This is a genomic window from Streptomyces sp. CB02400 (assembly GCF_001905725.1).
Taxonomy (GTDB): Bacteria; Actinomycetota; Actinomycetes; order Streptomycetales; family Streptomycetaceae; genus Streptomyces; species Streptomyces atrovirens.
On sequence record NZ_LIWB01000001.1, the window covers coordinates 489709 to 513961 of the forward strand.

Below are 24253 nucleotides of genomic sequence, written 5' to 3' on the forward strand. Positions count from 1 at the left end.
CCGTGCAGTGGTTGTCACATCATGGTCGTCAAACGTTCGATCTATGATGGTCTGCGCTCAGCCTCCGCGTAGAACAGCTGCTCGGGAGGACGGCAGGTCAGTCGCATCCAGCGGCAGGAGGGGCAGGTCACGTCATGCGGACCAGATCCGGGCGCGGCACGGCCCGCGGTAGTTCGGCCGACCGGGGCATCGGTGCCGCGAGCGAGCGGCACGCCGCCGAGGAGACCCTTGACGGCCGCTGGCTCGTCCTCGGCAAGGACGGCAGGCTCACCGCCTACGCCCGCACCCGCGCCGGGCTGCTGCGCTGGACGGAGACCAGGCCCGGCGGCCCGCACTGGTCGGAGCCGGAGTCCGTCGCCATCCCGGGTCTCACCCATCTGTCGGTGACGCAGGGCGCGGACACCTATGTCCACTTCCTTGGCCGGCGCGCCCGCGAGGGCGACGGCCCGCCCGCCGTCGACATCGTCCACGCCATCCAGTACCAGACCGCCCGCCCGGTCACCGAGTGGCGGTCGCTGGGCAATCCGCACAAGGACCGGGAGCGGGCCGCCCGGCTCGGGGCACCGGTGGCCGCGGTGAGCGCGAGCGGCCGGGTGCACGTCCTCGTACCCAACGCGGGCGGGGGACTGATGCTCCGCAGGGAGGCGGCGAGCGGCAAGTGGGAGCCCTGGGCGGACCTCAAGGGCAGCGGGGTGCGGGACGGTTTCGCGGCGGTTGCCCATGCCTCCGGTCGTATCGAGGTGCTCGCGGGCAACCGGGCACACGCCATGAGGTGGCGCCAGACGGAGGCCGACGGCGACCTGGGCCAGGAACCGAACATCGCGCTGCGGGTGACGCCCGGCACCCTTGCCCTGCTGGAGACGGCACCGGACCGGGCGACGTACTACTGGGCCGACGAGGAGACGGGGCAGCTCCTCGCCCATCGCCCCGGCGGCTGGGTGGTACCGCTCGGCGGCGCGTCGACCGGTGACAGGATCGCGGTGCTGCGCGCGGTGCTCGACGGGTACGACTGCACGGTGCTGGCGCACCGGGGACTCGACGGGCAGGTCATGCTCGCCGTGTGCGGCACCGAGAACGAGGGGGCGGGCCTGTGGTGGTCGCCCACCGGTGAATTCGGTGTGGGAGCACCGGCGCTGGCTCTGGACGGCCACGGCCGGGTCGTGCTCGCGGTGATCGGCCCGGACGGGGCGCCGCGCGTCGCCCGGCAGGGTGCGGGTCCGGGTCTGTCGCTCGATCCGGCGGTGAGCGTCTGACGTACGCACGGATGTCCGGCAGGAGGGGAGCTCAGCTCCTGCCGGACATCCGTGCGGCGAGGCCCCTGGTGCTTCCGGGGCCGGTGGCTCAGGAGGCGCCGCCACCCGTGGCGGGAGACTTCTTGGCCGACTCCGGGATGTCCTCGTCCTTGCGCAGCGCCTTCCACAGGTCGTCCGCCTGCGGCTGGGCCGCCACCACCCGGTTGGGGTCCTGGGCGTCGTAGGCCACCGGCAGCATGATGGTCTCCATGGAGGACGGGTCGACGCCGTTGAGGCTGCGGCCGAACTCGGCGAGCTTGGTGAGGGAGGCCAGCTCGGAGTCGGTGGTGAGCGCTGAGGTGAGCTGGTCGGCGATCTTGTAGGTCTTGGTGGGACTGCCGAACAGGTCCTGGCGTTTGATCTCGCTGAGCAGCGCGAGCATGAACTGCTGCTGGAGGCCGATGCGGCCGAGGTCGCTGCCGTCGCCGACGCCGTGCCGGGTGCGTACGAATGCCAGTGAATCGGTGCCGTTCAGCTTGTGCGTGCCGGCGGCCAGGTCCAGACCGCTGGCGGTGTCCTTGATGGGCTCCTCGACGGTGACGGTCACTCCGCCGATCGCGTCCACCAGATCCTTGAAGCCGGCGAAGTCGATCTCCATGTAGTGGTCCATGCGGATCCCCGACATCTGCTCCACCGTCTTGACCACGCAGGCCGGACCGACCTGCGAGTAGATGGAGTTGAACATCACGCGCTCGGCCGACGCCACCTCGGAGCCGTCCTGCTTCGAGCAGGCCGGCCGGGTCACGAGGGTGTCGCGGGGGATGCTCACCGCGACGGCCTCCGTGCGGCCCTCCGGTATGTGCATCACCAGCGCGGTGTCCGAGCGGGCGCCGGCGACCTTGCCGGTCTTCAGCTCGGCGTTGTCCCCGGAGCGGGAGTCGGAACCCAGGACCAGGATGTTCTGCCCGGAGGTCGGCAGCTTCTCGGGCCGGTCGTCGCCGATCGCCTCGTTGATGTCGACGCCCTTGATGTTGCCGTTGAGGTCGCTGTACAGCCAGTAGCCGACACCGCCCGCGGCCAGGACGAGCAGCACCAGGCTCAGCGCGATCCAGCGCCAGACGCGGCGTCGTCGCGGTGGCCGGACCGACCGTCGGCCCGAGGTCGGCCGTCGGCCGGAGGGCGCACGTCTGGACCGGCGGGGGCTCGTCGTCTCCGTCGGGGCGTGCGTCATGGACCTCGGTCCTCTCTCGTCTGCCGGCTCGCTGTCCGGGCATGGGATGCAGGGCACGAGTGGGGGGAGAGGCCGGGCCCCGCCGCGGCGATCGCTGCCGAAGCGTTTCCGAACTATAGACCGATTGCCGGACGAGTCGGATGGTGGCCCTGGAAACCTCCCCGATGTTCGACGTTCAACCGCATGTCAGGGAGCCATGTATTTTCTGTCATAAGTGATTGCTGTTGACAGCTATCGGGACCATTGGTGACACTGTGGCGGTCCTGTGAAGGTTGAATCAACGGTGTGGACCGCGCCGGCCGGTGTGCCGGTGCCGGATGTGGTCGTGAATCGAGCCGGGGGGCACGAGGGCTCACGGCCACCAGTGCTCACTGCGGCATGTCCCGGGTGAGGAGAGGGTGGGTGACTGTGCCGCTGCATGCGTCGTCCCGTGAGGGGCAGTGGCGTGACGACCGTATCTGACTTCCCCGCCCAGCGGACGGCCAGGCCGGACGATTCGCGGCGGGGCGGTGGTGCCGGACCGCGGCGTGCCGCCGCGACCGCGCCCACGACGTTCACGGCCGAGCACGGCGACGTCTACGTCGAGCCGGGGCTGACGCCGCTGGCGGCCCGTGAGGCCAACCGCTCGGCGCTCTCCGCCCTGCTGAACGCGGTCGGCGTCCCCCACTTCGCCGTCCGGGGCACGGTCGACCACGGCACGGTCCTCGGCGTCGCAGAGGAGGACCGGGAACGCGTGCTGCAGGCGGTGTTCCGCGGGCTGGGCCAGTTCCCGGGCCATCTGTCCGTCGTAGACCCGGACGCGCCCCGGCCCGCCAAGCCGGTCTCCTCGCGCGACCCCCGGGCCTGGCGGGAGGTCGCCGATGCGCGTGTGCTCCAGATCAGCTGGTACCGCACCGACCCGGGCCGGCACCTGTTGCTCCAGCACGAGTACGGCTGCGCCATCGAGTTCTGGCAGCAGCACGGTACCCACCTCGTCGCCCCCCGGGCCAACCGGGCGACCTGGGCCGTGGCGGCCGACGGCGGGAACGTCATGGGCGCCGCCCGGCTGTTCAGCCGGTTCGTCTCGGACTGGACCCCGGGGCACCTCGCGCCCGCGCTGCCCACCCGGCCCGAGTTCCTGGTGAACTGCGCGGACGACATCGCCTTCGCCGTCGACGCCGTCTACACCTGGGTCGACGGCAACGACCCCGTCTGGGCGGAGCGCAAGGCCCGGGCGAAGGGTGAGGTCTACCATGCGGAGTCGGCGAGTGACGCCCGCTTCATCAGCCGGGACGAACTGCGCTACTCGGTACGGTCCATCCACATGTTCGCGCCGTGGATCCGGAACATCTACGTGGTCACCGACGACCAGGTCCCCGCCTGGATGCGTGAGGACGTGCCCGGGATCCGTATCGCCACCCACCGGGAGATCTTCCGCGACCCGGAGGATCTGCCGACCTTCAACTCGCACTCGATCGAGAGCCAGCTCCACCACATCGAGGGGCTCGCCGAGCACTTCCTGTACTTCAACGACGACATGTTCATGGGCCGTCCGGTGGCCCCGCACGCCTTCTTCACCCCGAACGGAACGGCCCGCTACTTCCCCTCGCGCAACCGCATCCCGCAGGGTCCGGTCGCCGAGACCGACACCCCGGTGGACGCGGCGTGCAAGAACAACCGGGCCTTGCTGCACAAACGTTTCGGCAAGGTGATCACCCAGCCCATGGAACACATCCCCTACGCCCTGCGCCGCTCGGCGATGGAGGAGGCCGAACTCGAGTTCCCCGAGGCGTGGGCGCGCACCTCGGCCAGCAGATTCCGGGCCATGACCGACCTGTCGCCCACCTCGTCCTTCGCCCTGTACTACGCAGCGCTGACCGGGCGGGCACAGCCGGGATCCATGCCCTTCACCTACCTCCAGCTGGCCGTATCGGACCTGGCGGACCGACTGCAACGGCTGCTCGACGGCCGGGACCAGGACACCTTCTGTCTCAACGACGCCTTCTCGACCCCCGAGGACATCGAGGCGCAGCAGGAACTGCTGGACGACTTCTTCACCTCCTACTTCCCCACCCCCAGTCCTTTCGAACGATGAGACGGAGTTCATGACGTGTCCCATCCGACGTCGATGAGCTCCGCGGCCCACGTCTACCGGCGGTTCGTCCCCCAGCCGGTGCGCTCGGCGGCAGCGACCACGCTCCCGGCGGGCGTGCGGCGCAAGGTCAAGGGCGGCCTCGCACGCACCCTGAGCCGCCGAGAGGCCCGACTGCACCGCAAGGCCCTGCGGCGCGTGCGCCGAGCGGGGCTCGGACAGTCCGAACGCCGTACGCAGGCACCCGACGGCAGGGTCGCCCACGTGCACACCGGCCTCACCGTCGACCTCGCCCGCCGGCTCGACCACGACCTGGTCACCCACGCGCTCGACACGGCCGAGGTTCCCTGGTTCGCCGTGCCCGCCCTGGACGACCGCCGGCTCTGCATCGCCGTGGAACAGCGGGACAAGGGCACGGTGCGCCGGGTGCTGCGCGCGCTGCTGGAGGAACACACCGGCTACGTCGTCTCCGTCTCCCCGTCCGCGGGCGACACCCGTGAGATCCCGGGCAGCCACGTCAGGGCGTGGAAGAACTACGGCAAAGCCAAGGTGATCCGCCTGACCTGGCTCCGCACCGATCCCACGGAGCACCTGTGGCTCGGCGAGGACCAGGGCATCGAGATCGAGTTCTGGACCACCAACACCGACCTGCCCCACGAACGGCTCATCGGCCCACGCCCCAACCGGGTCCAGCGCGCGGTACCCGCCGAAGCACCCGGCATCGAGATCGGCCTCGACCGGCTGTCCGGCTACTGCGACATCGACGGCGACCTGGAGCCGACGATCACCCTGGAGAACTTCGACGTCGTACGGCTGGAGGAGATCGCCTTCCCCGTGGACGCGGTGCTCCTGTGGCAGCACCCCACGCCATGGGGCGAGGAGCTGCTGCGCGCCGCCCTGCGGTCCCTGCACCAGTACGCGCCGTGGGTCGACGTCGTGCACGTCGTCGCCCAGGCGGAGCCGCCCGCCTGGCTGAAGGCGGACGAACGGCTCAGCGTTGTCCGCGCCCGGCCCGGCGCCGAATGGCAGCTGGACCAGCTCCCCGACGTGGCCGACCACTTCCTCCTGCTGCGTCCCGGGGCGCTGATCGGCCGCCCGGTACGTCCCTTCGACTACTTCACACCCAGCGGCGGAACCCGTCCGCGGCGCGGCCCGTGGAACGCGGCGGAGTCCTTCACCGAGTGGGTCCGTGCCGGCTACTCCGCCACGGGCCGCCTCACCGGGCACGGCTACGCTCCGGGCCCCCAGCCCTACCGGGCCGACACCCTCACCCGGCTCGCGGAGACGGGCGCGCGCCCGCTGCCCGTCGCGGACGACCAGCTCCTGCCCGCCGTGCCGGGAACCCACCCGATGGACGGCATGGTCCACCACTTCGGGTACGTCGCCGGCCTCGCCGACCCGTCGGGAGAGACCTCGGTGGCGCTGCACGCGGCACTGCCCGGCATCGGCACCCGCCTGGAGCGGCTGCTCGTCCGCCGGGACCTGCAGCAGCTGCAGTTCTTCGGGCTGGGCACCGGGGAAGCGCGAACCGGCGGCGGAACCCAGACCGTCGTGCGCTTCCTGCACCAGTACTTCCCCGTCCCCAGCGTCTTCGAGCACGACCGCCCGGGGACCTCCACAGATCCGGACAACCACTCGTGAGCACAGGCAACCCCGAGGCGTCCGCCGCGGTCGGGGTCTACCGCAGCCTGGTCCCGGCCGGCCTCAGACGTCGTATCGCACGCCGTGTCCCCCCGCGGCTGCGCATGGTGCTCAAGCACGTGCTTCGCCGACTGCACGTGTTCTCCCTGGCACCCCGGCTGTTCCGCGGCGTCCGGGCCCGCCGCCGCTGGCCGCACCTCTTCGGCGAGGGAGAGCGGCTCGCCGCGCTGGCCGGACACGGAGACCGGATCGCCCTCGTCCGGCCCACCGTCTCACCGCTCGGTCTGCGGGAGGCCAACCTCGAACTGGTCGTGACCGCACTGGAGGAGGCGGGCATCGACTACTTCGCGATCCGCGGGGCCTCCGACTTCCGTTCTTGCCTCGCCGTTTCCGAGGCCGACCGTGATCGGGTCGGCAGGGCGCTGGAACGCTGCGCCGGGCACAGCCCCGTGTATCTGCGGGCCTGCCGTGGGGAGACGCCACAGGGCAGGGCGGCGCTGGCGGGCTCGCGCCCCGGCCGGCAACTGGCCCGGCACGCGGCCGTACTGCGGGTCGGCATGGTGTGGAGTGATCCCACCGGCACGCTCGTGCTCGGCCTGGAACACAGCTGCGACATCGAGTTCTGGCGACCGGAGGACGGACGCCTCGTGGCGCCGCGCCCCAACCGCGTCACGGAGGACGTGTCACCGCACGAGGCCCGCGTCACCGTGCCGGTCAGCCGACTGACCGGCTTCGCCGCCCTGCACACCCGCCGCACCCGCTCGGTGCGCACCCTCCAGGCGTGCGCCGACCCCCTGCCCGAGGACGTCCGTTTCCCCGTCGATGTCGTCTACACCTGGGTCGACGGCAACGACCCCGCCTGGCAGCAGCGACGCAGCGTCTACGGGGGCGGCTACCACACCGAGTCGGCGAACGCGGCCCGGTACATCAGCCGCGACGAACTGCGCTACTCCCTACGGGCCCTGGAACAGAACGCCCCCTGGGTGCGCCACGTCTACGTGGTGACGGACCGGCAGCGTCCGGCCTGGCTCAACGACAGCCATCCGCGCCTGACCGTCGTCGACCACTCCGAGATCTTCGCCGACCCGGCCGCGCTGCCCACCTTCAACTCGCACGCCATCGAGAGCCGCCTGCACCACATCAAGGGCCTCGCGGAGCACTTCCTCTACCTCAACGACGACATGTTCCTCGGCCGCCCCGTCACGCCCCAGGATTTCTTCCTGTCCAACGGCATGACCCGGACCTTCTTCTCGCCGTCCCAGGTGCCCCGCTGGGACTCCAGCCCCGTGGACCGGCCGGTCGACGCCGCAGGGAAGAACAACCGGCGGCTGCTCCTGGAGAACTTCGGCACGGTCATCGTCCAGAAGCTCCGGCACGCGCCCTACGCCCTGCGCCGCAGCGTGCTGCAGGAGATCGAGCACGAGTACCGGGAAGCGCACTGGCAGACCTCGCACAGCCGGTTCCGCAGCCCCACCGACATCTCCATCCCCTCCTCGCTGTACCACTACTACGCCTACTTCACCGGCCGGGCCGTGCCGGCCGACATCAAGTTCGCCTACCTCGACCTCGCCAAGCCCGAGATCCAGCGCCGGCTGGGCATCCTGCTGGCCCGTCGCGACCGGCAGGCGTTCTGCATCAACGACACCCTCTCCGACGGCAACGACACCGACCGCCAGACGGCGATGCTCGGCGCGTTCCTCGAGTCCTACTACCCGGTACCCAGTCCCTTCGAGCGGAAGGAGCGCGAGGTCAGGTGAAGATCTCCTTCCTCATCAACAACATCTACGGCATCGGCGGCACCAACAGAACCGTCATCAACCTCGCCGAGGCCCTCTCCGTCCACCACGACGTGGAGATCGTCTCCGTCTTCCGGCGTGCGAACACCACCAAGTTCGAGATATCCCCGCGCATCACGGTCCGGGCCCTCGTCGACCTGCGTCCCGGGTCGGCCGACCGCAGTGCCGCGGGCAGCAAGGAACCGAGCGAGGTGGTCCCCCGCCAGGAGGAGTTCTACGCCCAGTACAGCCGGTTCACCGACGAGCGCATCATCCGGGAGCTGAGGAAGACCGACGCCGACGTGGTCGTCGGCACCCGGCCCAGCCTCAACCTCTTCGTCGCCGCCCACACCAGGGACGGCGCCCTGCGCGTCGCACAGGAGCACATGACCCACCTGGCCATCCCGCCAGCCGTGCGTGCCGAGATGGCACGGGTCTACCCGCGGCTGGACGCGATCACGACGGTCACCGAGGCCGACGCACGCTCCTTCATGGAGAACACCCCGATCCCCGGTATCTCCGTGGTCGGCATCCCGAACAGCGTGCCACAGCCGACCGTGGAGCCCTCCGACTGCACCCGCAAGATCGTGGTCAGCGCCGGCCGCATGCACCGCATCAAGCGGTACGACCTGCTGATCCGCGCCTTCGCCGGTCTGGCCGAGGAGTTCCCCGACTGGCAGTTGCGCATCTACGGCGACGGCGGCGAGGCCGGCAAGCTGCGGGCGCTGGTCACCGAACTCGGGCTGAACGGCCGTGCGCTGCTCATGGGCGGTTTCTCGCCGATCGAGTCCGAGTGGGCCAAGGGATCCATCGCGGCCGTCACCTCCAGCGCCGAGTCCTTCGGCATGACCCTGGTCGAGGCGATGCGCTGCGGACTGCCCGTGGTCTCCACCGACTGTCCCGTGGGCCCCCGGGAAATCCTCCGCGACGGCGAGGACGGCTTCCTGGTGCCCAACGGCGAGGTCGAGGGGATCACCTGGGGGCTGCGCCGCCTCATGGCCGACGAGCCGCTGCGCCGCGCCATGGGTGAGGCCGCGCTGCGCAACGCGGCCCGCTACGACCCGGCCGCCGTGGCGGACCGCTACGTGAAGCTGTTCGAGGACGCCGCCCGCCGCCGGGCCGCCGCCGCCCGCGGTTACCGCGCACCGGCCGGTCCGCGCAAGGCCGCGGCCGTCCAGGCCACCGTGCCGCCGACCGCCCTCGGCGCGGCGACGGTGGACGTCACCGCCGACGGCGCGGGCTGGCTGCACTTCAGCGCCGACGGCCCGGGGGAGGGCCGCCACCGCTGGCAGTACGTGCTGCGCCACAAGCCCTCGGGCGGCAACCGGAGCCCCGACCTTCCGCTGCGCACGTCCCGCACACACCTGGACAACGGCGGGACCCGCTACACCGCCGCGCTCAGCCCCGCGTCACTGGAGGAACTCGGCGACGGACGCTGGCAGGTGACGATGCGATCGGCCAAATCGGCACACGTGCACATGAAGGCCGGCCTCCGTGACACCCGGGCGCTCATCGACGCGCGCGCACGCCTCGTCGGCCGCCCGCCGACCGGACCGACCACCTGGAACCTGCCCTACGCCCAGCCCAACGGCCGGCTGATGTTGCGCACGGTGCTGCGCGAGGAGCACGCCGAGTGCACCGGAGTCGAGATCGGCGACGGGGCCATCACCCTGCGGGGCGTGCTGTGCGGGGGCCGACGGATCGAGCCGGGAGCACTGTTCGTCGTCAGCCGCCGAGGCCGGTACGGCAAGAACTTCACCGTGCCCGTGCAGGTGCTAGGCCGGCAGGCGTTCCGCGCCGAGGTGCCGGTGCGCCGGGTCGTCGACCACCGGCTGGAGCGCTGGGAGGACTGGGACTGGTGGTTGCAGCCGGACCCGCTGGACCGGCGCAAGGTGCGCGTGTGCCACTTGCTGGAGGACTTCCCCGACGTCAAGGGCGCCTACGCCTACCCGTCTCTGCCGCTCGTCGGGGACGAGACGTCGGAGTACGCCGTCGTCCACCCGGTCCGCCCTGTGTGGGTGCGGCCCTACTGCTCGGCTTCGGGAGCCATGGCCATGAACGTGGTCGACCGCTAGGAATGAGAAATCAGTGAACCGAACCATCTTCGTCCTCGGGGACTCCGTACCCGCCCCGCGGACGGACGAAGAAGCCCCGATGGCGGGCTGGGGACAGAAGATCGAGGACCTTCTGGTGGGGACGGTCGCCGTGGCCAACTACGCCCGGAGCGCCATGACCACACGGAAGTACTTCACCGAACGCTTCCCTGCGATGCTCAACCGCATGAAGCGCGGCGACATCGTGCTCATCGGCTTCGGCGGCGTCGACCACATGATCCACAACGGTATGCGCTACGTGCCCGTGCCCGAGTACCAGGAACTGCTCCGGCTCTTCGTGCAGTACATCCACGCGGAGGGAGGCGTGCCGGTCCTGGTGACCCCCTGCGCGCGCTACGCCTTCTCGGCCACCGGCGAGGTGCTGAACACGCGGGGGGAGTACCCGCGGGCCATGCTGGAGGTCGCCGCCGAACTGGGCGCCCCGGTGATTGACCTGACCGGCCGCACCATGGAACTGTGGGCCCAGATCGGCCCGACCCGCCTGCGGCAGTACTTCTCCTGGGTCGACGCGGGGGAGCACCCCCTCCACCCGGACGGACAGATCGACTCCTCCCACCTGAACCACGCCGGTGCCTTCCAGGTGGCCCGCGTCGTCGTGTCCGAGCTGTGCAACCTCGGCGTCCTCGACAAGGCGGACGTGGACGTCACCACGCTCATGACGCCGCCGACCCTGCCGCCCGTCTCCACCGAGTTCACCATCCAGTCACCCGAGTCGGCGCTGCACTACGCGCAGCCGGTCGGTGAGCCTCCCGCCGTGTCCAAGCCGGCGACGGGCGCGCTGGCCGGTCCCATGGTGAAGTTCTCCGGTAGCGCGGCGCCCGGCACCGACTACATTCTCTTCTTCGAGCAGGGCCAGTACATCGGTGGCACCCAGGTCGGCGGCGCCGGCCAGTGGATCTGGCGCCGCTCCGTCAACTGGACGGCGGGGGAGCACGTCGTCCAGTGCGTCGGACTGCGTGGCGACGGCTGCTCACCGGTGCTGGAGCGCCGGTTCACCGTGCGGACGGAGGTGCTGCCGCCCGTGATCTCGGTGCCCTCGGAGGGAGCGTTCTGCGGGCCACGGCCCCGTTTCTCCGGAAAGGTCCAGCCCGGCGCCACGAAGGTCGTGCTGATGGAACGCGGCCTGCTCATCGGGGCGACCGGTGTCGACGAGAAGGGCGAATGGGGGTTCAGGCACGGTCATCCCTGGCGTCCCGGCACCCATACGGTGGAGGCGATCGCTCTCTTCGGGGCGACGGAGTCGGCGCCGGCCAGCACGACGTTCAAGGTCGTCGGTGTTCCGGAGAACAGCCCCATCCGCTCCTTCGGCGCCTCGCGCCACGTGTGCGGTGACGTGTGTGAGCACCGTCCCTTCACCGGCGACTGGTAGAGCCGGGCACCGCCCCGAACGCTCGTTGTGATCGGCGCGGGGATGACTCGCCGCCGAAGGTGAGGGAACATCACCTGGGAAGATCTTCACCTGACAACCTCGATCGGGGAGAACGCATGACAGTGGGACGAAGAGTGTTCCTCGGTGCCTTCACCGCGGGCGCCGTCACCGTCGCCACCGGATCGGAGGCGGCGGCCGCCGCCGAGGACGCGTACACGCCGTACACCTCGCCGGCCTCGTTCTGGGGCGACTCGCCGACCGAGCACGTGGTCACCATCAACTACAAGGCCACGACCGGCGACCGTGCGGCGCTGAACGTGACATCGGTCAACCCGGTGTCGTCCGCGATGTACATCACCGGCCATGAGCAGGGCCAGCGCGGCACCCTGAAGATCGCGCACGTCGGTTACGCCGACGGGTCGGACCCCGGGGCCTCCGGCCTCTCGATCGACCTCAAGACCCAGGGCACCGCCGCCCAGGGCATCTTCGTCACCGCGACCGACGGGCCGACCAAGGGCGCCCTGATCATCCTGCGGAACAACCCGGACGTGGACGACTTCGTCGTCAAGGGCAACGGTCTGACGGGTATCAACGTCAGTCGCGGAGACGCCCCCCAGTCCCAGCTCCACGTGGTCCAGGGGGCCGACGCCGAGTCGGCCATCCTCGCCGAGGGCGCGCTGCGGCTCGCGGACGTCGACTCGGTCCCCACCAACGCGCCCGCCGCCGCCGGCGGCGGTTCGCTCTACGCCCAGGGCGGCAAGCTGTTCTGGAAGGGCGGCGACGGCAAGCCGGTCCCGCTGGCGTGAGGACGAGAACATGCAACTGACTCCTGAGCAACTCGTCTCCGAGTTCCACGACGCCGTCATGGAGCTGTACTTCGCCCGCAAGCGCATAGCCGCCCTGGAGGCGGAGAACGCCGAGCTGAGGGCGCGGCTCGAAGCGGCCGAGAAGGCCGGCGCATGACGAAGGGGGCCTCCGCGCACCGCGGAGGCCCCCTTCAGTCGCGTACGACCGTCACGCCGGGACCGAGGCCACGCCCGCCTCCAGGAACCGCTTCCCGTTCACCCGTTCCGACACGCCCTCGCGGTCCAGGTACGGTGTGATGCCGCCCAGGTGGAAGGGCCAGCCGGCGCCGGTGATCAGGCAGAGGTCGATGTCCTGGGCCTCGGCGACGACGCCCTCGGCGAGCATCAGGCCGATCTCCTGGGCCACCGCGTCCAGGACGCGGGCGCGGACCTGTTCCTCGGTGAGGACGGTGTCGCCCTGCTTCAGCAGTGCCGCGACCTCCGGGTCCAGCTCGGGCTTGCCGCTGTCGTAGACGTAGAAGCCGCGCTTGCCGGCCTCGACGACCGCCTTGAGGTTCGGGGAGACGGTGAAGCGCTCGGGGAAGGCCCGGTTGAGGGTCTCCGAGACGTGCAGGCCGATCGCGGGGCCGACCAGCTCCAGCAGGACCAGCGGGGACATCGGCAGGCCGAGCGGTTCCACCGCCTTCTCCGCGACCTCGACCGGCGTGCCCTCGTCGATGACGTTCTGGATCTCGCCCATGAAGCGGGTCAGGATGCGGTTGACGACGAACGCCGGGGCGTCCTTGACCAGTACTGCGGTCTTCTTCAGCTTCTTGGCGACGCCGAACGCCGTGGCCAGCGCCGCGTCGTCGGTCCGCTCGCCGCGGACGATCTCCAGCAGCGGCAGGATCGCGACCGGGTTGAAGAAGTGGAAGCCGACGACCCGCTCGGGGTGCTTCAGCTTCGACGCCATCTCCGTCACGGAGAGGGACGAGGTGTTGGTGGCGAGGATCGCGTGCGCCGGGGCGACCGCCTCGACCTCCGCGAACACCTTCTGCTTGACGCTCATCTCCTCGAAGACCGCTTCGATGACGAAGTCGGCGTCCGCGAAGCCCTCGGCCTTGTCCAGGACGCCGGAGACCAGGGCCTTCAGCCTGTTCGCCTTGTCCTGGTTGATACGGCCCTTGCCGAGCAGCTTGTCGATCTCCGCGTGGACGTAGCCCACGCCCTTGTCGACGCGCTCCTGGTCGATGTCGGTCAGGACGACCGGGACCTCCAGACGGCGCAGGAAGAGCAGCGCGAGCTGGGAGGCCATCAGGCCGGCGCCGACGACGCCCACCTTGGTGACCGGGCGGGCCAGCGACTTGTCCGGGGCGCCCGCCGGGCGCTTGCCGCGCTTCTGCACCAGGTTGAAGGCGTAGATGCCGGAGCGCAGTTCGCCGCCCATGATGAGGTCGGCGAGGGCCTGGTCCTCGGCGTCGTAGCCCCGCTGGAGGTCGCCGTCCTTGGCGGCGGCGATGATGTCCAGGGCGCGGTAGGCGGCCGGGGCGGCGCCGTGCACCTTGGAGTCGGCGATGAACCGGCCGCGCGCGACGGCCTGGTCCCAGGCCTCACCGCGGTCGATCACCGGACGCTCGACGACGATCTCGCCCTTGAGGACGGCCGCCGTCCAGATCAGCGACTGCTCCAGGAAGTCCGCGCCCTCGAAGATCGCGTCCGCGATGCCGAGCTCGTGGACCTGCGCGCCCTTGAGCTGCTTGTTCTGGTTGAGGCTGTTCTCGATGATGACCGAGACGGCCTTGTCGGCGCCGATCAGGTTCGGCAGCAGGGCGCAGCCGCCCCAGCCGGGGACCAGGCCGAGGAAGACCTCGGGGAGCGAGAACGCCGGGATGGCCGCCGACACCGTGCGGTAGGTGCAGTGCAGGCCGACCTCGACGCCGCCGCCCATCGCCGCGCCGTTGTAGTACGCGAACGTCGGCACGGCCAGCTTCGACAGCCGCTTGAAGACGTCGTGGCCGCCCTTGCCGATGGCGAGCGCGTCCTCGTGCCGCTTCAGCAGCTCGACGCCCTTGAGGTCGGCGCCGACCGCGAAGATGAACGGCTTGCCGGTGATACCGACGCCGACGATCTCGCCGTCCGCGGCCTCCTTCTCGACCTGGTCGACGGCGGTGTCGAGGTTCGCCAGCGACTGGGGGCCGAAGGTGGTCGGCTTGGTGTGGTCGAGCCCGTTGTCCAGGGTGATGAGCGCGAAGCGCCCGACGCCCAGGGGGAGTTCGAAGTGGCGTACGTGGGCCGTGGTGACGACCTCGCCGGGGAACAGCTCGGCTGCGCCCTTCAACAGCTCTGCGGTGGTGCTCACTTGTCCCCCTCGAAGTGCGGGTTCTCCCAGATGACCGTCGCGCCCATGCCGAAGCCGACGCACATGGTGGTCAGGCCGTAGCGGACGTTCGGCTGTTCCTCGAACTGGCGGGCCAGCTGCGTCATCAGACGGACGCCGGAGGAGGCCAGCGGGTGGCCGAAGGCGATGGCGCCGCCGTACTGGTTGACGCGCTCGTCGTCGTCGGCGATGCCGTAGTGGTCCAGGAAGGCGAGGACCTGGACGGCGAAGGCCTCGTTGATCTCGAACAGACCGATGTCGGAGATGGACAGGCCGGCCTGGGCCAGGGCCTTCTCCGTGGCCGGGATCGGGCCGTAGCCCATGACCTCGGGCTCCACACCCGCGAAGGAGTAGGAGACCAGGCGCATCTTGACCGGGAGGTCGTTCTCGCGGGCGAAGTCCTCGCTCGCGATGAGCGAGGCGGTGGCGCCGTCGTTCAGACCGGCCGCGTTGCCGGCGGTGACCCGGCCGTGGACGCGGAACGGGGTCTTCAGACCGGCCAGGTTCTCCAGGGTGGTGCCCGGGCGCATCGGCTCGTCGGCGGTGACTAGGCCCCAGCCGGTCTCGCCGGCCTCGGCGTTGGTGCGGCGTACGGAGACCGGGACCAGGTCGGCCTGGATCTTGCCGTTGGCGTACGCCTTGGCGGCCTTCTCCTGGGAGCGGACCGCGTACTCGTCGGCGCGCTGCTTGGTGATGTGCGGGTAGCGGTCGTGCAGGTTCTCCGCGGTCATGCCCATGAACAGGGCGGACTCGTCGACCAGCTTCTCGGAGACGAAGCGCGGGTTCGGGTCCACGCCCTCGCCCATCGGGTGGCGGCCCATGTGCTCGACACCGCCCGCGATGGCGACGTCGTACGCGCCGAAGGCGACGGAGCCGGCCACCGTGGTGACGGCGGTCAGCGCGCCGGCGCACATGCGGTCGATGGAGTAGCCCGGGACCGAGGTGGGCAGGCCCGCGAGGATGCCGGCCGTGCGGCCGATGGTCAGGCCCTGGTCGCCGATCTGCGTGGTCGCGGCGATGGCGACCTCGTCGATCTTCTTCGGGTCGAGGCCGGGGTTGCGGCGCAGCAGCTCCCGGATCGCCTTCACGACGAGGTCGTCGGCGCGGGTCTCGTGGTAGATGCCCTTCGGGCCCGCCTTGCCGAACGGGGTACGGACGCCGTCGACGAAGACGACGTCCCTGACGGTACGAGGCACGATGGCTCTCCTCCAGGGTGCGGGACGCTGAGCGCTTGCTTACGGGTCATGCTACTTGTGGGTAACGTGACTGCACAGTCCCGTCGGCTGGAGCGGCGAACATCACACGTCCGGCGGCGTCCGGTGAGGGGTTTTTCGCCCCCGCCGCCCCTTCCCGTCCCGGCCCTGGGGCTCCGCCCCAGACCCCGCTCCTCAAACGCCGGAGGGGCTGGAAATCAGCCCCTCCGGCGTTTGAGGAGCGGGGGTTCCGGGGGCAGCGCCCCCGGGGGGACGGGAATGGGAAGGGGCGGCGGGGGCGAATCACGGTGGGGCGGTGGAACCCCGGGGGGTCAGCACAGGGGTCGGCACGGGGTGGGACCCCGGCCCCTCCCCGGTGATGACACCGAACAGCGTCCGGGCCACCTCCGCCCCGAAGCCGTGGATATCGTGACTCATCGCGGACAGCGTCGGATGCGTCAGCCGGCACAGCTGTGAGTCGTCCCACGCCAGCAGCGACACGTCGTCCGGTACCCGCAGCCCCATCTCCGCCGCCACCGACAGCCCCGCCACCGCCATGATGTCGTTGTCGTACACGATCGCCGTCGGCCTCTCCGGCGGCGCGGCGGTCAGCAGTGAGCGGGTCGCCCGCGCGCCCGCGTCCCCGGAGAAGTCCGTCGCCACCTGCCACGCCCGCGCGGCCGGCTCCAGCGCCCCTACCGCCTCGTCGAACGCGGTCGTACGGATCGAGGTGTGCCCGAGCGCCGCCGCGCCGCCCACCCGGGCGATCCGCCGGTGCCCGAGCGCCGCCAGGTACCGCACCGCCTCGGTCACGGCCGTGGCGTCGTCCGTCCATACGGAGGTCAGCCCGCCGGTCAGCGACGGGTGCCCGACGGCCACCACCGGCAGCCCCAGCCGCTCGGCCACCGCAGGGCGGGGGTCGTCGGCCCGGAAGTCCACCAGGATCGACCCGCCGATCTGCCGGCCCCTCCACCACGACTCCATCAGCCCGACCTCCTCGTCCGGGCTGCGCACCAGCCGCAGCAGCAGCGAGCAGGACCGCTCGACCAGGACGCTCTCCACCCCGGAGATGAACTCCATGTAGAACGGCTCCAGGCCGAGCAGCCGGGCGGGCCGGCACACCGCAAGGCCCACCACGTCCACCCGCGAACCGGCCAGGGTGCGCGCGGTCGAACTCGGCGCCCACCCCAGTTCCCGCGCCGCCCGGAAGATCCGGTCGCGGGTCGCCTCCGACAGGCCGGGTTTCTGGTTGAAGGCGAGGGACACGGCCCCCTTGGACACACCGGCGCGTGCGGCGACGTCCTTGATGGTGACGCGGGGGAGCGGCGTTGCCGTCATCGAGTGGGCTCCACGCAGTACAGGGCGGAACGGGCGGTGTCCGGGTCCGGAGTCTTCCAGCCCCGCACCCCGATCGTCACCTCTTCCCCGGGCAGCAGGGTCACCAGCCCCCGGTCGGCCACCGCCTCCGGGTCCAGCCGGTCGGCCTGGAGCAGCAGGTCCCGTACGAGGGTGCGGGCCGTGACCGTGATCCCGTCCGGCGCGAGGGCGACCTCGAACTCCGGACGCGGATACGGGATCTCCTGGTCCGGTACGGGGAAGTGCAGTGCCCTCACCGTGTCCGCGTCGGCGACCAGGAACTCCTTCGGCCCGACCGGAACCAGCCCCGCCGGGACCTCGGTCACCGCCACCGTCCGCCCCTCGGCGGCCAGCACCGGGTCCGCCTCCCCGATCACCGTGCCGTCCACGGACATCCGGCGCAGCCGCAGCGTGCCGTGCCAGCCCTCGGCGGCCTGGTTCACGGCCGCCACCACCAGACCGCCGTCCCCGCCCGCCCGCACGGTCAGCAGCCGGTCCGCGTACAGCCGCCGCAGCTCGTGGTAGAGCGGCTTCTCCCGCCCGTCCCCGTCGATCGCGGCCCACGAGGTCACCGGCCAGCAGTCGTTGAGCTGCCACACCACCGTGCCCGCGCACACCGGCCAGTGCGAGCGCCAGTGCTCGATCCCGGCGGCGACCGCACGCGCCTGGTTGACCTGCGTCAGATAGTGCCAGCGGTCGAAGTCCCCCTCGGGGAGGGCGAAGTGGCGGGCCAGGCCGCGTTCCAGCTTGCCGTTGCCGTCGTCGGCCTTCTGGTGGTGCAGCATGCCGGGGGAGTCCGGCGCGAGCTCCTCCCCGGGCAGCGCCCGCCGCAGCGTGGCGTACGCGGGCGGCGCCTGCCAGCCGAACTCGGCCACGAAACGCGGTACATGGAGGCGGTAGTCGGCGTAGTCGGTGCGGTTCCACACATCCCAGGAGTGGTGCGTGCCGTGCGCCGGGTCGTTGGGGTGGTGCAGCCAGGAACCGGACCAGGGGCTGCCCGCCGTGTACGGCCGCGTCGGGTCCGACTCGGCGACCACGCGCGGCAGTACGCCCAGGTAGTAGCCCTCGCCCCAGGAGTCCCCGGCCAGCCCCGGCTCCCAGTCCCAGTCCCTGAACCCCCACAGGTTCTCGTTGTTGCCGTTCCACAGCACCAGCGAGGGGTGCGGCATCAGCCGTACGACGTTCTCCCGGGCCTCCGCCTCCACCTCCCCGCGCAGCGGCTGCTCCTCGGGGTAGGCCGCGCACGCGAAGGGGAAGTCCTGCCAGACCAGCAGCCCCAGCTCGTCGCAGGCGTCGTAGAAGTCCTCGCTCTCGTAGATCCCGCCGCCCCAGACGCGGACCAGGTCGACGCCCGCGCCGGCCGCCTGTTCCAGCCGCCGCCGGTAGCGCTCACGGGTGATCCGGGACGGGAAGACGTCGTCCGGGATCCAGTTGACGCCCCGCGCGAACAGCCGCTCCCCGTTGACGACCAGGGTGAACCCGGTGCCGTGGGTGTCGGCCGAGGTGTCCAGCCCCACCGTCCGGAACCCGATCCGGCGCCGCCACGAGTCCAGCGCGCCCTCGCCGTGCAGCAGCGTCAACTCGACGTCGTACAGCGGCTGTTCGCCGTACCCGCGAGGCCACCACAGCCGTACGTCCGGTACCCGCAGCCGTACGGTCCCGCGCGTCCCGTCGATCTCCGCGCGGGCGCGTACGCCGCCGACGCCCGCCTCCACGGTGAGCGGTGCCCCGGTCCGGGAGCGCTCCACGTCGACCGCCAGCTCGACCTGCCCCGTGCCGTCCTCCACGGTCACCAGCGGGCGCACCCGGGCGATCCGGGCCGTCGACCAGCGCTCCAGCCGCACCGGCCGCCAGATCCCGGCCGTCACCAGCGTCGGCCCCCAGTCCCAGCCGAACGAGCAGGCCATCTTGCGTATGTACTGGTACGGCTCGGCGTACGCTCCCGGCCGTTCGCCCAGCGTGCCGCGCACCGCCTCGGCCTCGGCGTACGCGGAGGCGAACCGCACCGTCAGCCGCCCGCCCAGCCCCGTCACGTCGAAACGGTACGAGCGGTGCATGTTCCGCGTCCGGCCCAGCGACCGGCCGTCGAGCAGGACCTCGGCGACGGTGTCGAGACCGTCGAAGACCAGATCCGTCCGCTCGTGCGCGCCCGCCCCGGCGGTCAGCTCCGTCTCGTACGTCCACTCCCGCCGGCCCACCCACGCCACCTCGGCCTCGTTCCGGCCGAGGAACGGGTCGGGTATCAGCCCGGCCGCCAGCAGATCGGTGTGCACACACCCCGGCACCGAGGCTGGGAGGGCGTCCCCCGTGCCGTCCGGGTGCCGCAGGATCCATCCGTCGGTGAGCGGGGCGACCTGACGCATGCACACTCCTAAATCGGTCTACGCAAGCTCAGCGAAATGTTTCGTCATTGATGGCGTAATCGCGACTTTACCGGTTCAATAAGTGGCTGCCAGAGTGCCGAACCAGCCAACCCAATCGTGCTCGTCCGCCCCGTGAACGGAGCTGGTGCACATGAACCGCCGCAAGGTACTCGCCGGATCGATCGCCACCCTCGCCCTGCTGGCATCCGCCTGCACGGGCACGGGAGGCTCCTCCAGGGGCGCGGACGCCGAGGCGCCCGACGACCCGTCCGAGGTCAAGGGCTCCATCACGGTCCTCACCCACCGGACCGACCTGGTGCAGGACGGGACGATGAAGAAGTACGCGGCCGAGTTCAACAAGACCTACCCCGGTGTGAAGGTCGAGTTCGACGGCCTCACCGACTACGAGGGTGAGGTCAAGATCCGTATGAACACGGAGAACTACGGCGACGTCCTCATGATCCCGGCCGTCATCCAGAAGAAGGACTACCCGAAGTTCTTCGCCTCCCTCGGCACCAAGGCCGAACGCGGCGCCAAGTACCGCTTCACCGACTACTCCACCGTCGACGGCAAGGTCTACGGCCAGAGCCCCGTCGGTGTCGTCCCCGGTTTCATCTACAACAAGAAGGTGTGGAGCCAGGCCGGCGTCACCGACTGGCCCACCACCCCCGCCGAGTTCCTCGACGACCTGAAGGCGATCAAGTCGAAGACCGACGCGGTGCCGTACTACACCAACTTCAAGGACATGTGGCCGCTGACCCAGTGGACCAACGTCAACGGCTCCGTCAGCTGCGACACCGGGGCCACCACGGAGCTCGCCGAGGGCGACCCGTGGGCCGAGGGCGCCGACCTGCGCGTGGGCGACACCCTGCTCCACGACATCGTCAGCGGCGGACTCGCGGAGAAGGACCCGACCACCACCAACTGGGAAGGGTCCAAGCCCAAGTTGGCCAAGGGCGAGATCGCCACCATGTGGCTCGGATCCTGGGCCGTCGTCCAGATGCAGGACGCCGCCGAGCAGGCCGGCACCGACCCCGCCGACATCGGCTTCATGCCCTTCCCCGCCCAGCGGGAAGGCGCCTTCTGCGCGGTGACCTCCCCGGACTACCAGCAGGCCGTCAACGTCAACTCCGACCACAAGGAAGCCGCCCGCGCCTGGATCGACTGGTTCACCGACAAGTCCGGCTACGCGGCGGCCAACCTGGCCCTGTCCCCGCTGAAGGACGCCCCGCTGCCCGACATCCTCCAGCCGTACGAGGAGAAGGGCGTCAAGCTCATCGACCTCGACGACAGCAAGGGCGCCGAGGTGAAGGCCATCGACAACCAGTCCGAGGTCGGCATCTACAAGCCCGACTACCGCCAGGAACTCGTCGACCTCGCCCGCGGCGCCCGCGGGGGCGGCCTCGACGACTATCTGGGCGACCTCGGCAAGCGGTGGGCCGAGGCGCGGAACTCGCTGGGGTCCTGATGACGGACACCACCCGCAAGGCGGCGCGGCCGGTCGCCCCGGCCGCGCCCGCCGGGCCGAAGCGGGCCGCGCCGGCCCCGCGCCGCACCCGGCTGTCGCGCCGCCTCACCCCGTGGCTCTTCCTGGTCGCCCCGCTGGCCCTGCTGCTGACCTTCACCTACGCGCCGATCGCCAACATGCTCGCGTACAGCTTCACCGACTGGGACGGCGTCAGCCCCGAACTGAACTGGACCGGCACCGAGAACTACACCGAACTCCTCACCCGGTCCGAGCTGTTCGAGGTCTTCTTCGTCAGCGGCTACTACCTCGTCGCCTCCGTGGTGCAGATCGTCCTCGCCCTCTACTTCGCCACGGTCCTCAGCTTCAACGTCCGCTTCCGGAACTTCTTCAAGGGTGTGCTGTTCTTCCCGTACCTGATCAACGGGGTGGCGATCGGCTTCGTCTTCCTCTACTTCTTCCAGGACGGCGGCACTCTCGACTCCGTACTGAGCCTGCTCGGCGTCGGGACCGACCACGCCTGGCTGGGCACGCCGTTCTCCGCGAACACCTCACTCGCCGGCGTCTCCGTCTGGCGCTACCTGGGCCTGAACTTCGTCCTCTTCCTCGGCGCCATCCAGTCCATCCCGGGCGAGCTGTACGAGGCGGCCGAGATCGACGGAGCCAGTCGCTGGCACCAGTTCCGGTACATCATCGCGCCCGGCATCAAGCCCATCCTGGGCCTCAGCGTGATCCTCTCCGTCTCCGGCTCGCTCTCGGTCTTCGAGATCCCGTACATCATGACCGGCGGCGCCACCGGCACCGAGACCTTCGTGATCCAGACCGTGAAGCTGGCCTTCCAGTTCAACAAGACGGGCCTCGCCTCGGCCGCCGCCGTCGTCCTGCTGCTGATCGTCCTGGCGGTCACCTGGGTGCAGCGGCGCATCGTCCCCGACGAGAAGGTGGACCTGGTATGACCCGCCGCACCGTGGCCCGCGCCCTCGTGTACCTGTCCCTGATCCTCGCCACGCTCGTCGTGCTGCTGCCGCTCACCGTGGTCTTCCTGACCTCGCTGAAGTCCTCGAAGGAGATGGCGAACGGCAGCGGAGCGCTGGCGCTGCCCGACGACCCGCTGAATTTCGACAACTACGTGACGGCGTTCCGGGACGGCCAGATGCTGTCCGCGTTCGGCAACACGGCGATCATCCTGGTCGTCGCCGTCGGCGGCACGATCCTCATCGGTTCGATGACGGCGTACGCGATCGACCGCTTCCACTTCCGCTTCAGGAAGCTGGTCGTCGCCCTGTTCCTGCTCGCCGCGCTGGTGCCCGGGGTGACCACCCAGGTGGCGACCTTCCAGATCGTCAACAGCTTCGGCATGTTCGACAGCCTGTGGGCGCCGATCGCGCTCTACATGGGCACGGACATCGTGTCGATCTACATCTTCCTGCAGTTCATCCGCTCCATCCCCGTCTCCCTGGACGAGGCGGCCCGCCTGGACGGCGCCAACGCCTTCGCGATCTACCGCAAGGTGATCTTCCCGCTGCTCAAACCGGCGATCGCGACGGTCGTGATCGTGAAGGGGATCAACGTCTACAACGACTTCTACATCCCCTTCCTCTACATGCCCTCCGAAGATCTTGGCGTGATCTCGACGTCCCTGTTCCGCTTCAAGGGCCCCTTCGGCGCCCACTGGGAAACCATCTCGGCAGGCGCGGTCCTGGTCATCCTCCCCACCCTGCTGGTCTTCCTCTTCCTCCAGCGCTTCATCTACAACGGCTTCACGAGGGGGGCGACGAAGTAGGGACCAAGGAGGTAGGGGCGCCTGAAAGGAGGCGCCCACAGGTGCGCGGGGCCGAGTCGATTCGCGGCTCCGCCGCGTGGGCGCGACCAGCCACACACAGCCCGCACCCGCCGTACGACGAAACCCGCCGTACGGTGACTAGGCGGACAGTGCGGCAACCAGCACAGGCGTGACCTGCTCGACCTGCCACACCCGGGCTCCGTATCCCGTCAGTGCCGAGGCGACAGCCTCAGCACTGACAATTTTCGGCGGCTCCCAGCAAACCCTCCGCACCGTATCCGGCGTGATCAGATTCTCGGGCGGCATGTTCAGCCGCTCGGCCAACGCACTGACCCCCGCCCGCGCCGCGGACAGCCGTGCCGCCGCCGCCGGGTCCTTGTCGGCCCACGCGCGCGGCGGCGGGGGGCCGGTCACCGGCTGGCCGGGCTGGGGCAGCCGGTCCTCGCCCAGCGCCTTCGCCCGGTCGACGGCCGCCTGCCACTGCTCGAGCTGGCGCCGCCCCACGCGCTGCCCGAACCCGTTGAGCGCGGCGAGGGCGTGGAGGTTGGCCGGGAGGGCGAGCGCGGCCTCCACGATCGCCGCGTCCGAGAGCACCTTGCCGGGGGAGACGTCCCGGCGCTGCGCGATCCGGTCGCGGGTCTGCCACAGTTCCCGTACGACGGCCATCTGCCGGCGCCGGCGCACCTTGTGCATGCCGGAGGTGCGCCGCCAGGGGTCCTTGCGGGGCTCGGGCGGCGGTGCCGAGGCGATCGCGTCGAACTCCTGCCGGGCCCAGTCCAGCTTGCCCTGCCGGTCCAGCTCCTTCTCCAGCGCGTCGCGCAGGTCGACCAGGAGCTCGACGTCGAGGGCGGCGTAGCGCAGCCAGGGCTCGGGGAGCGGGCGGGTGGACCAGTCGACGGCGGAGTGGCCCTTCTCCAGGACGAAACCGAGCACGTTCTCGACCATCGCGCCCAGGCCGACGCGGGGGAACCCGGCGAGGCGGCCGGCCAGCTCGGTGTCGAAGAGGCGGGTGGGCACCATGCCTATCTCGCGGAGGCAGGGCAGGTCCTGGGTGGCGGCGTGCAGCACCCACTCGACGCCGGACAGAGCCTCGCCGAGACCGGACAGGTCGGGGCAGGCGACGGGGTCGATCAGCGCGGTGCCGGCGCCCTCACGGCGCAGCTGGACGAGGTAGGCGCGCTGGCCGTAGCGGTAGCCGGAGGCGCGCTCGGCGTCCACGGCGACGGGGCCGCTGCCCGCGGCGAAGGCGGCGACCACCTCGGCGAGGGCGGCCTCGTCCGCGATCACGGGCGGAACGCCCTCACGCGGTTCGAGCAAGGGGATCGGCGCCTCCGTAGCAGAAGATCCGCCGTCGTCCGGAGGGGCGCCTCCGGTGGTGCGCAGTGAACGGTCTGCTGCGGTGTCGTGGGCGTCGGTCACCTGTCAAGGGTATCCGTGCCGTGAAGGCGCCCGTCGCCGGTTGTGTTCCGTGACGGGCGCCGGTGGGTCGTATTCCGGT

The 24253-nt window shown here is 70.6% G+C and carries 17 protein-coding genes; 11 read left to right on the forward strand and 6 right to left on the reverse strand.

What is annotated here, in order from left to right; all coding sequences use genetic code 11:
- Nucleotides 1–134 precede the first annotated feature (134 nt).
- A complete protein-coding gene (locus AMK33_RS01985; RefSeq protein WP_073930907.1) occupies nt 135–1253 on the forward strand; it encodes a hypothetical protein in 1119 nt (372 codons plus the stop codon).
- A gap of 88 nt (nt 1254–1341) precedes the next feature.
- Here the strand turns inward: AMK33_RS01985 and AMK33_RS01990 are convergent, their stop codons facing one another.
- Complete coding sequence (locus AMK33_RS01990; RefSeq protein ID WP_073930908.1) at nt 1342–2463, reverse strand: LCP family protein; 1122 nt, start codon at nt 2461–2463, stop codon at nt 1342–1344.
- 418 nt (nt 2464–2881) lie between these two features.
- Between AMK33_RS01990 and AMK33_RS01995 the strand changes: the two genes are divergently transcribed.
- The 7 genes from AMK33_RS01995 (at nt 2882) to AMK33_RS42750 (ending at nt 12396) form a co-directional block, all read left to right on the forward strand.
- Nucleotides 2882–4537: a stealth family protein gene (locus AMK33_RS01995; RefSeq protein WP_073930909.1), complete on the forward strand. Its 1656-nt coding sequence runs from the start codon at nt 2882–2884 to the stop codon at nt 4535–4537.
- Between the two features lie 15 nt (nt 4538–4552).
- On the forward strand, nt 4553–6175 hold the full coding sequence (locus AMK33_RS02000; RefSeq protein ID WP_073930910.1) for a sugar phosphotransferase: 1623 nt from the start codon (nt 4553–4555) through the stop codon (nt 6173–6175).
- On the forward strand, nt 6172–7932 hold the full coding sequence (locus AMK33_RS02005; protein ID WP_073930911.1) for a stealth family protein: 1761 nt from the start codon (nt 6172–6174) through the stop codon (nt 7930–7932). The genes AMK33_RS02000 and AMK33_RS02005 overlap by 4 nt, the downstream gene beginning before the upstream one ends.
- Nucleotides 7929–10025 (forward strand): glycosyltransferase family 4 protein, encoded by a 2097-nt coding sequence (locus tag AMK33_RS02010; RefSeq protein WP_073930912.1) that lies wholly within the window; start codon nt 7929–7931, stop codon nt 10023–10025. The genes AMK33_RS02005 and AMK33_RS02010 overlap by 4 nt, the downstream gene beginning before the upstream one ends.
- A 13-nt stretch (nt 10026–10038) precedes the next feature.
- Entirely contained in the window at nt 10039–11433 is a 1395-nt protein-coding gene (locus AMK33_RS02015) for a GDSL-type esterase/lipase family protein (RefSeq protein ID WP_073930913.1), read from the forward strand.
- A gap of 116 nt (nt 11434–11549) precedes the next feature.
- Nucleotides 11550–12239: a hyaluronoglucosaminidase gene (locus tag AMK33_RS02020; RefSeq protein ID WP_073930914.1), complete on the forward strand. Its 690-nt coding sequence runs from the start codon at nt 11550–11552 to the stop codon at nt 12237–12239.
- Between the two features lie 10 nt (nt 12240–12249).
- Complete coding sequence (locus tag AMK33_RS42750; protein ID WP_167748546.1) at nt 12250–12396, forward strand: hypothetical protein; 147 nt, start codon at nt 12250–12252, stop codon at nt 12394–12396.
- A 51-nt stretch (nt 12397–12447) separates the two neighbouring features.
- Here the strand turns inward: AMK33_RS42750 and AMK33_RS02025 are convergent, their stop codons facing one another.
- From AMK33_RS02025 to AMK33_RS02040, 4 genes are all read right to left on the reverse strand, one after another.
- The gene (locus AMK33_RS02025) at nt 12448–14577 is read right to left on the reverse strand and encodes a 3-hydroxyacyl-CoA dehydrogenase NAD-binding domain-containing protein (protein ID WP_073930915.1); all 2130 of its coding nucleotides are present in this window, start codon (nt 14575–14577) and stop codon (nt 12448–12450) included.
- On the reverse strand, nt 14574–15791 hold the full coding sequence (locus AMK33_RS02030; RefSeq protein ID WP_073930916.1) for a thiolase family protein: 1218 nt from the start codon (nt 15789–15791) through the stop codon (nt 14574–14576). The genes AMK33_RS02025 and AMK33_RS02030 overlap by 4 nt, the downstream gene beginning before the upstream one ends.
- A gap of 300 nt (nt 15792–16091) precedes the next feature.
- The gene (locus tag AMK33_RS02035; protein WP_073930917.1) at nt 16092–17126 is read right to left on the reverse strand and encodes a LacI family DNA-binding transcriptional regulator; all 1035 of its coding nucleotides are present in this window, start codon (nt 17124–17126) and stop codon (nt 16092–16094) included.
- Nucleotides 17123–19507 carry a glycoside hydrolase family 2 protein gene (locus AMK33_RS02040; protein WP_073930918.1) on the reverse strand — a complete coding sequence of 795 codons (2385 nt, stop codon included), beginning with the start codon at nt 19505–19507 and terminating at the stop codon, nt 17123–17125. Before AMK33_RS02040 ends, AMK33_RS02035 begins: the two co-directional genes overlap by 4 nt.
- 151 nt (nt 19508–19658) lie before the next feature.
- Here AMK33_RS02040 and AMK33_RS02045 point away from each other — a divergent pair, with 151 nt between their 5' ends.
- Genes AMK33_RS02045 through AMK33_RS02055 form a run of 3 tightly spaced genes read left to right on the forward strand, consistent with a single transcriptional unit; the run spans nt 19659 to nt 22755 of the window.
- The gene (locus AMK33_RS02045) at nt 19659–20975 is read left to right on the forward strand and encodes an ABC transporter substrate-binding protein (RefSeq protein ID WP_073930919.1); all 1317 of its coding nucleotides are present in this window, start codon (nt 19659–19661) and stop codon (nt 20973–20975) included.
- Entirely contained in the window at nt 20975–21928 is a 954-nt protein-coding gene (locus AMK33_RS02050) for a carbohydrate ABC transporter permease (protein WP_073930920.1), read from the forward strand. The genes AMK33_RS02045 and AMK33_RS02050 overlap by 1 nt, the downstream gene beginning before the upstream one ends.
- Nucleotides 21925–22755: a carbohydrate ABC transporter permease gene (locus AMK33_RS02055; RefSeq protein ID WP_073930921.1), complete on the forward strand. Its 831-nt coding sequence runs from the start codon at nt 21925–21927 to the stop codon at nt 22753–22755. Before AMK33_RS02050 ends, AMK33_RS02055 begins: the two co-directional genes overlap by 4 nt.
- 138 nt (nt 22756–22893) lie before the next feature.
- Here the strand turns inward: AMK33_RS02055 and AMK33_RS02060 are convergent, their stop codons facing one another.
- Nucleotides 22894–24174 carry a ribonuclease D gene (locus AMK33_RS02060; protein ID WP_073930922.1) on the reverse strand — a complete coding sequence of 427 codons (1281 nt, stop codon included), beginning with the start codon at nt 24172–24174 and terminating at the stop codon, nt 22894–22896.
- Nucleotides 24175–24253: the final 79 nt, after the last annotated feature.

Coding starts and splice junctions, on each gene's coding strand:
- AMK33_RS01985 (WP_073930907.1), top strand. CDS start 135: ATGCGGACCAGATCCGGGCGCGGCACGGCCCGCGGTAGTTCGGCCGAC.
- AMK33_RS01990 (WP_073930908.1), bottom strand. CDS start 2,463: ATGACGCACGCCCCGACGGAGACGACGAGCCCCCGCCGGTCCAGACGT.
- AMK33_RS01995 (WP_073930909.1), top strand. CDS start 2,882: ATGCGTCGTCCCGTGAGGGGCAGTGGCGTGACGACCGTATCTGACTTC.
- AMK33_RS02020 (WP_073930914.1), top strand. CDS start 11,550: ATGACAGTGGGACGAAGAGTGTTCCTCGGTGCCTTCACCGCGGGCGCC.
- AMK33_RS42750 (WP_167748546.1), top strand. CDS start 12,250: ATGCAACTGACTCCTGAGCAACTCGTCTCCGAGTTCCACGACGCCGTC.
- AMK33_RS02035 (WP_073930917.1), bottom strand. CDS start 17,126: ATGACGGCAACGCCGCTCCCCCGCGTCACCATCAAGGACGTCGCCGCA.
- AMK33_RS02040 (WP_073930918.1), bottom strand. CDS start 19,507: ATGCGTCAGGTCGCCCCGCTCACCGACGGATGGATCCTGCGGCACCCG.
- AMK33_RS02045 (WP_073930919.1), top strand. CDS start 19,659: ATGAACCGCCGCAAGGTACTCGCCGGATCGATCGCCACCCTCGCCCTG.
- AMK33_RS02050 (WP_073930920.1), top strand. CDS start 20,975: ATGACGGACACCACCCGCAAGGCGGCGCGGCCGGTCGCCCCGGCCGCG.
- AMK33_RS02055 (WP_073930921.1), top strand. CDS start 21,925: ATGACCCGCCGCACCGTGGCCCGCGCCCTCGTGTACCTGTCCCTGATC.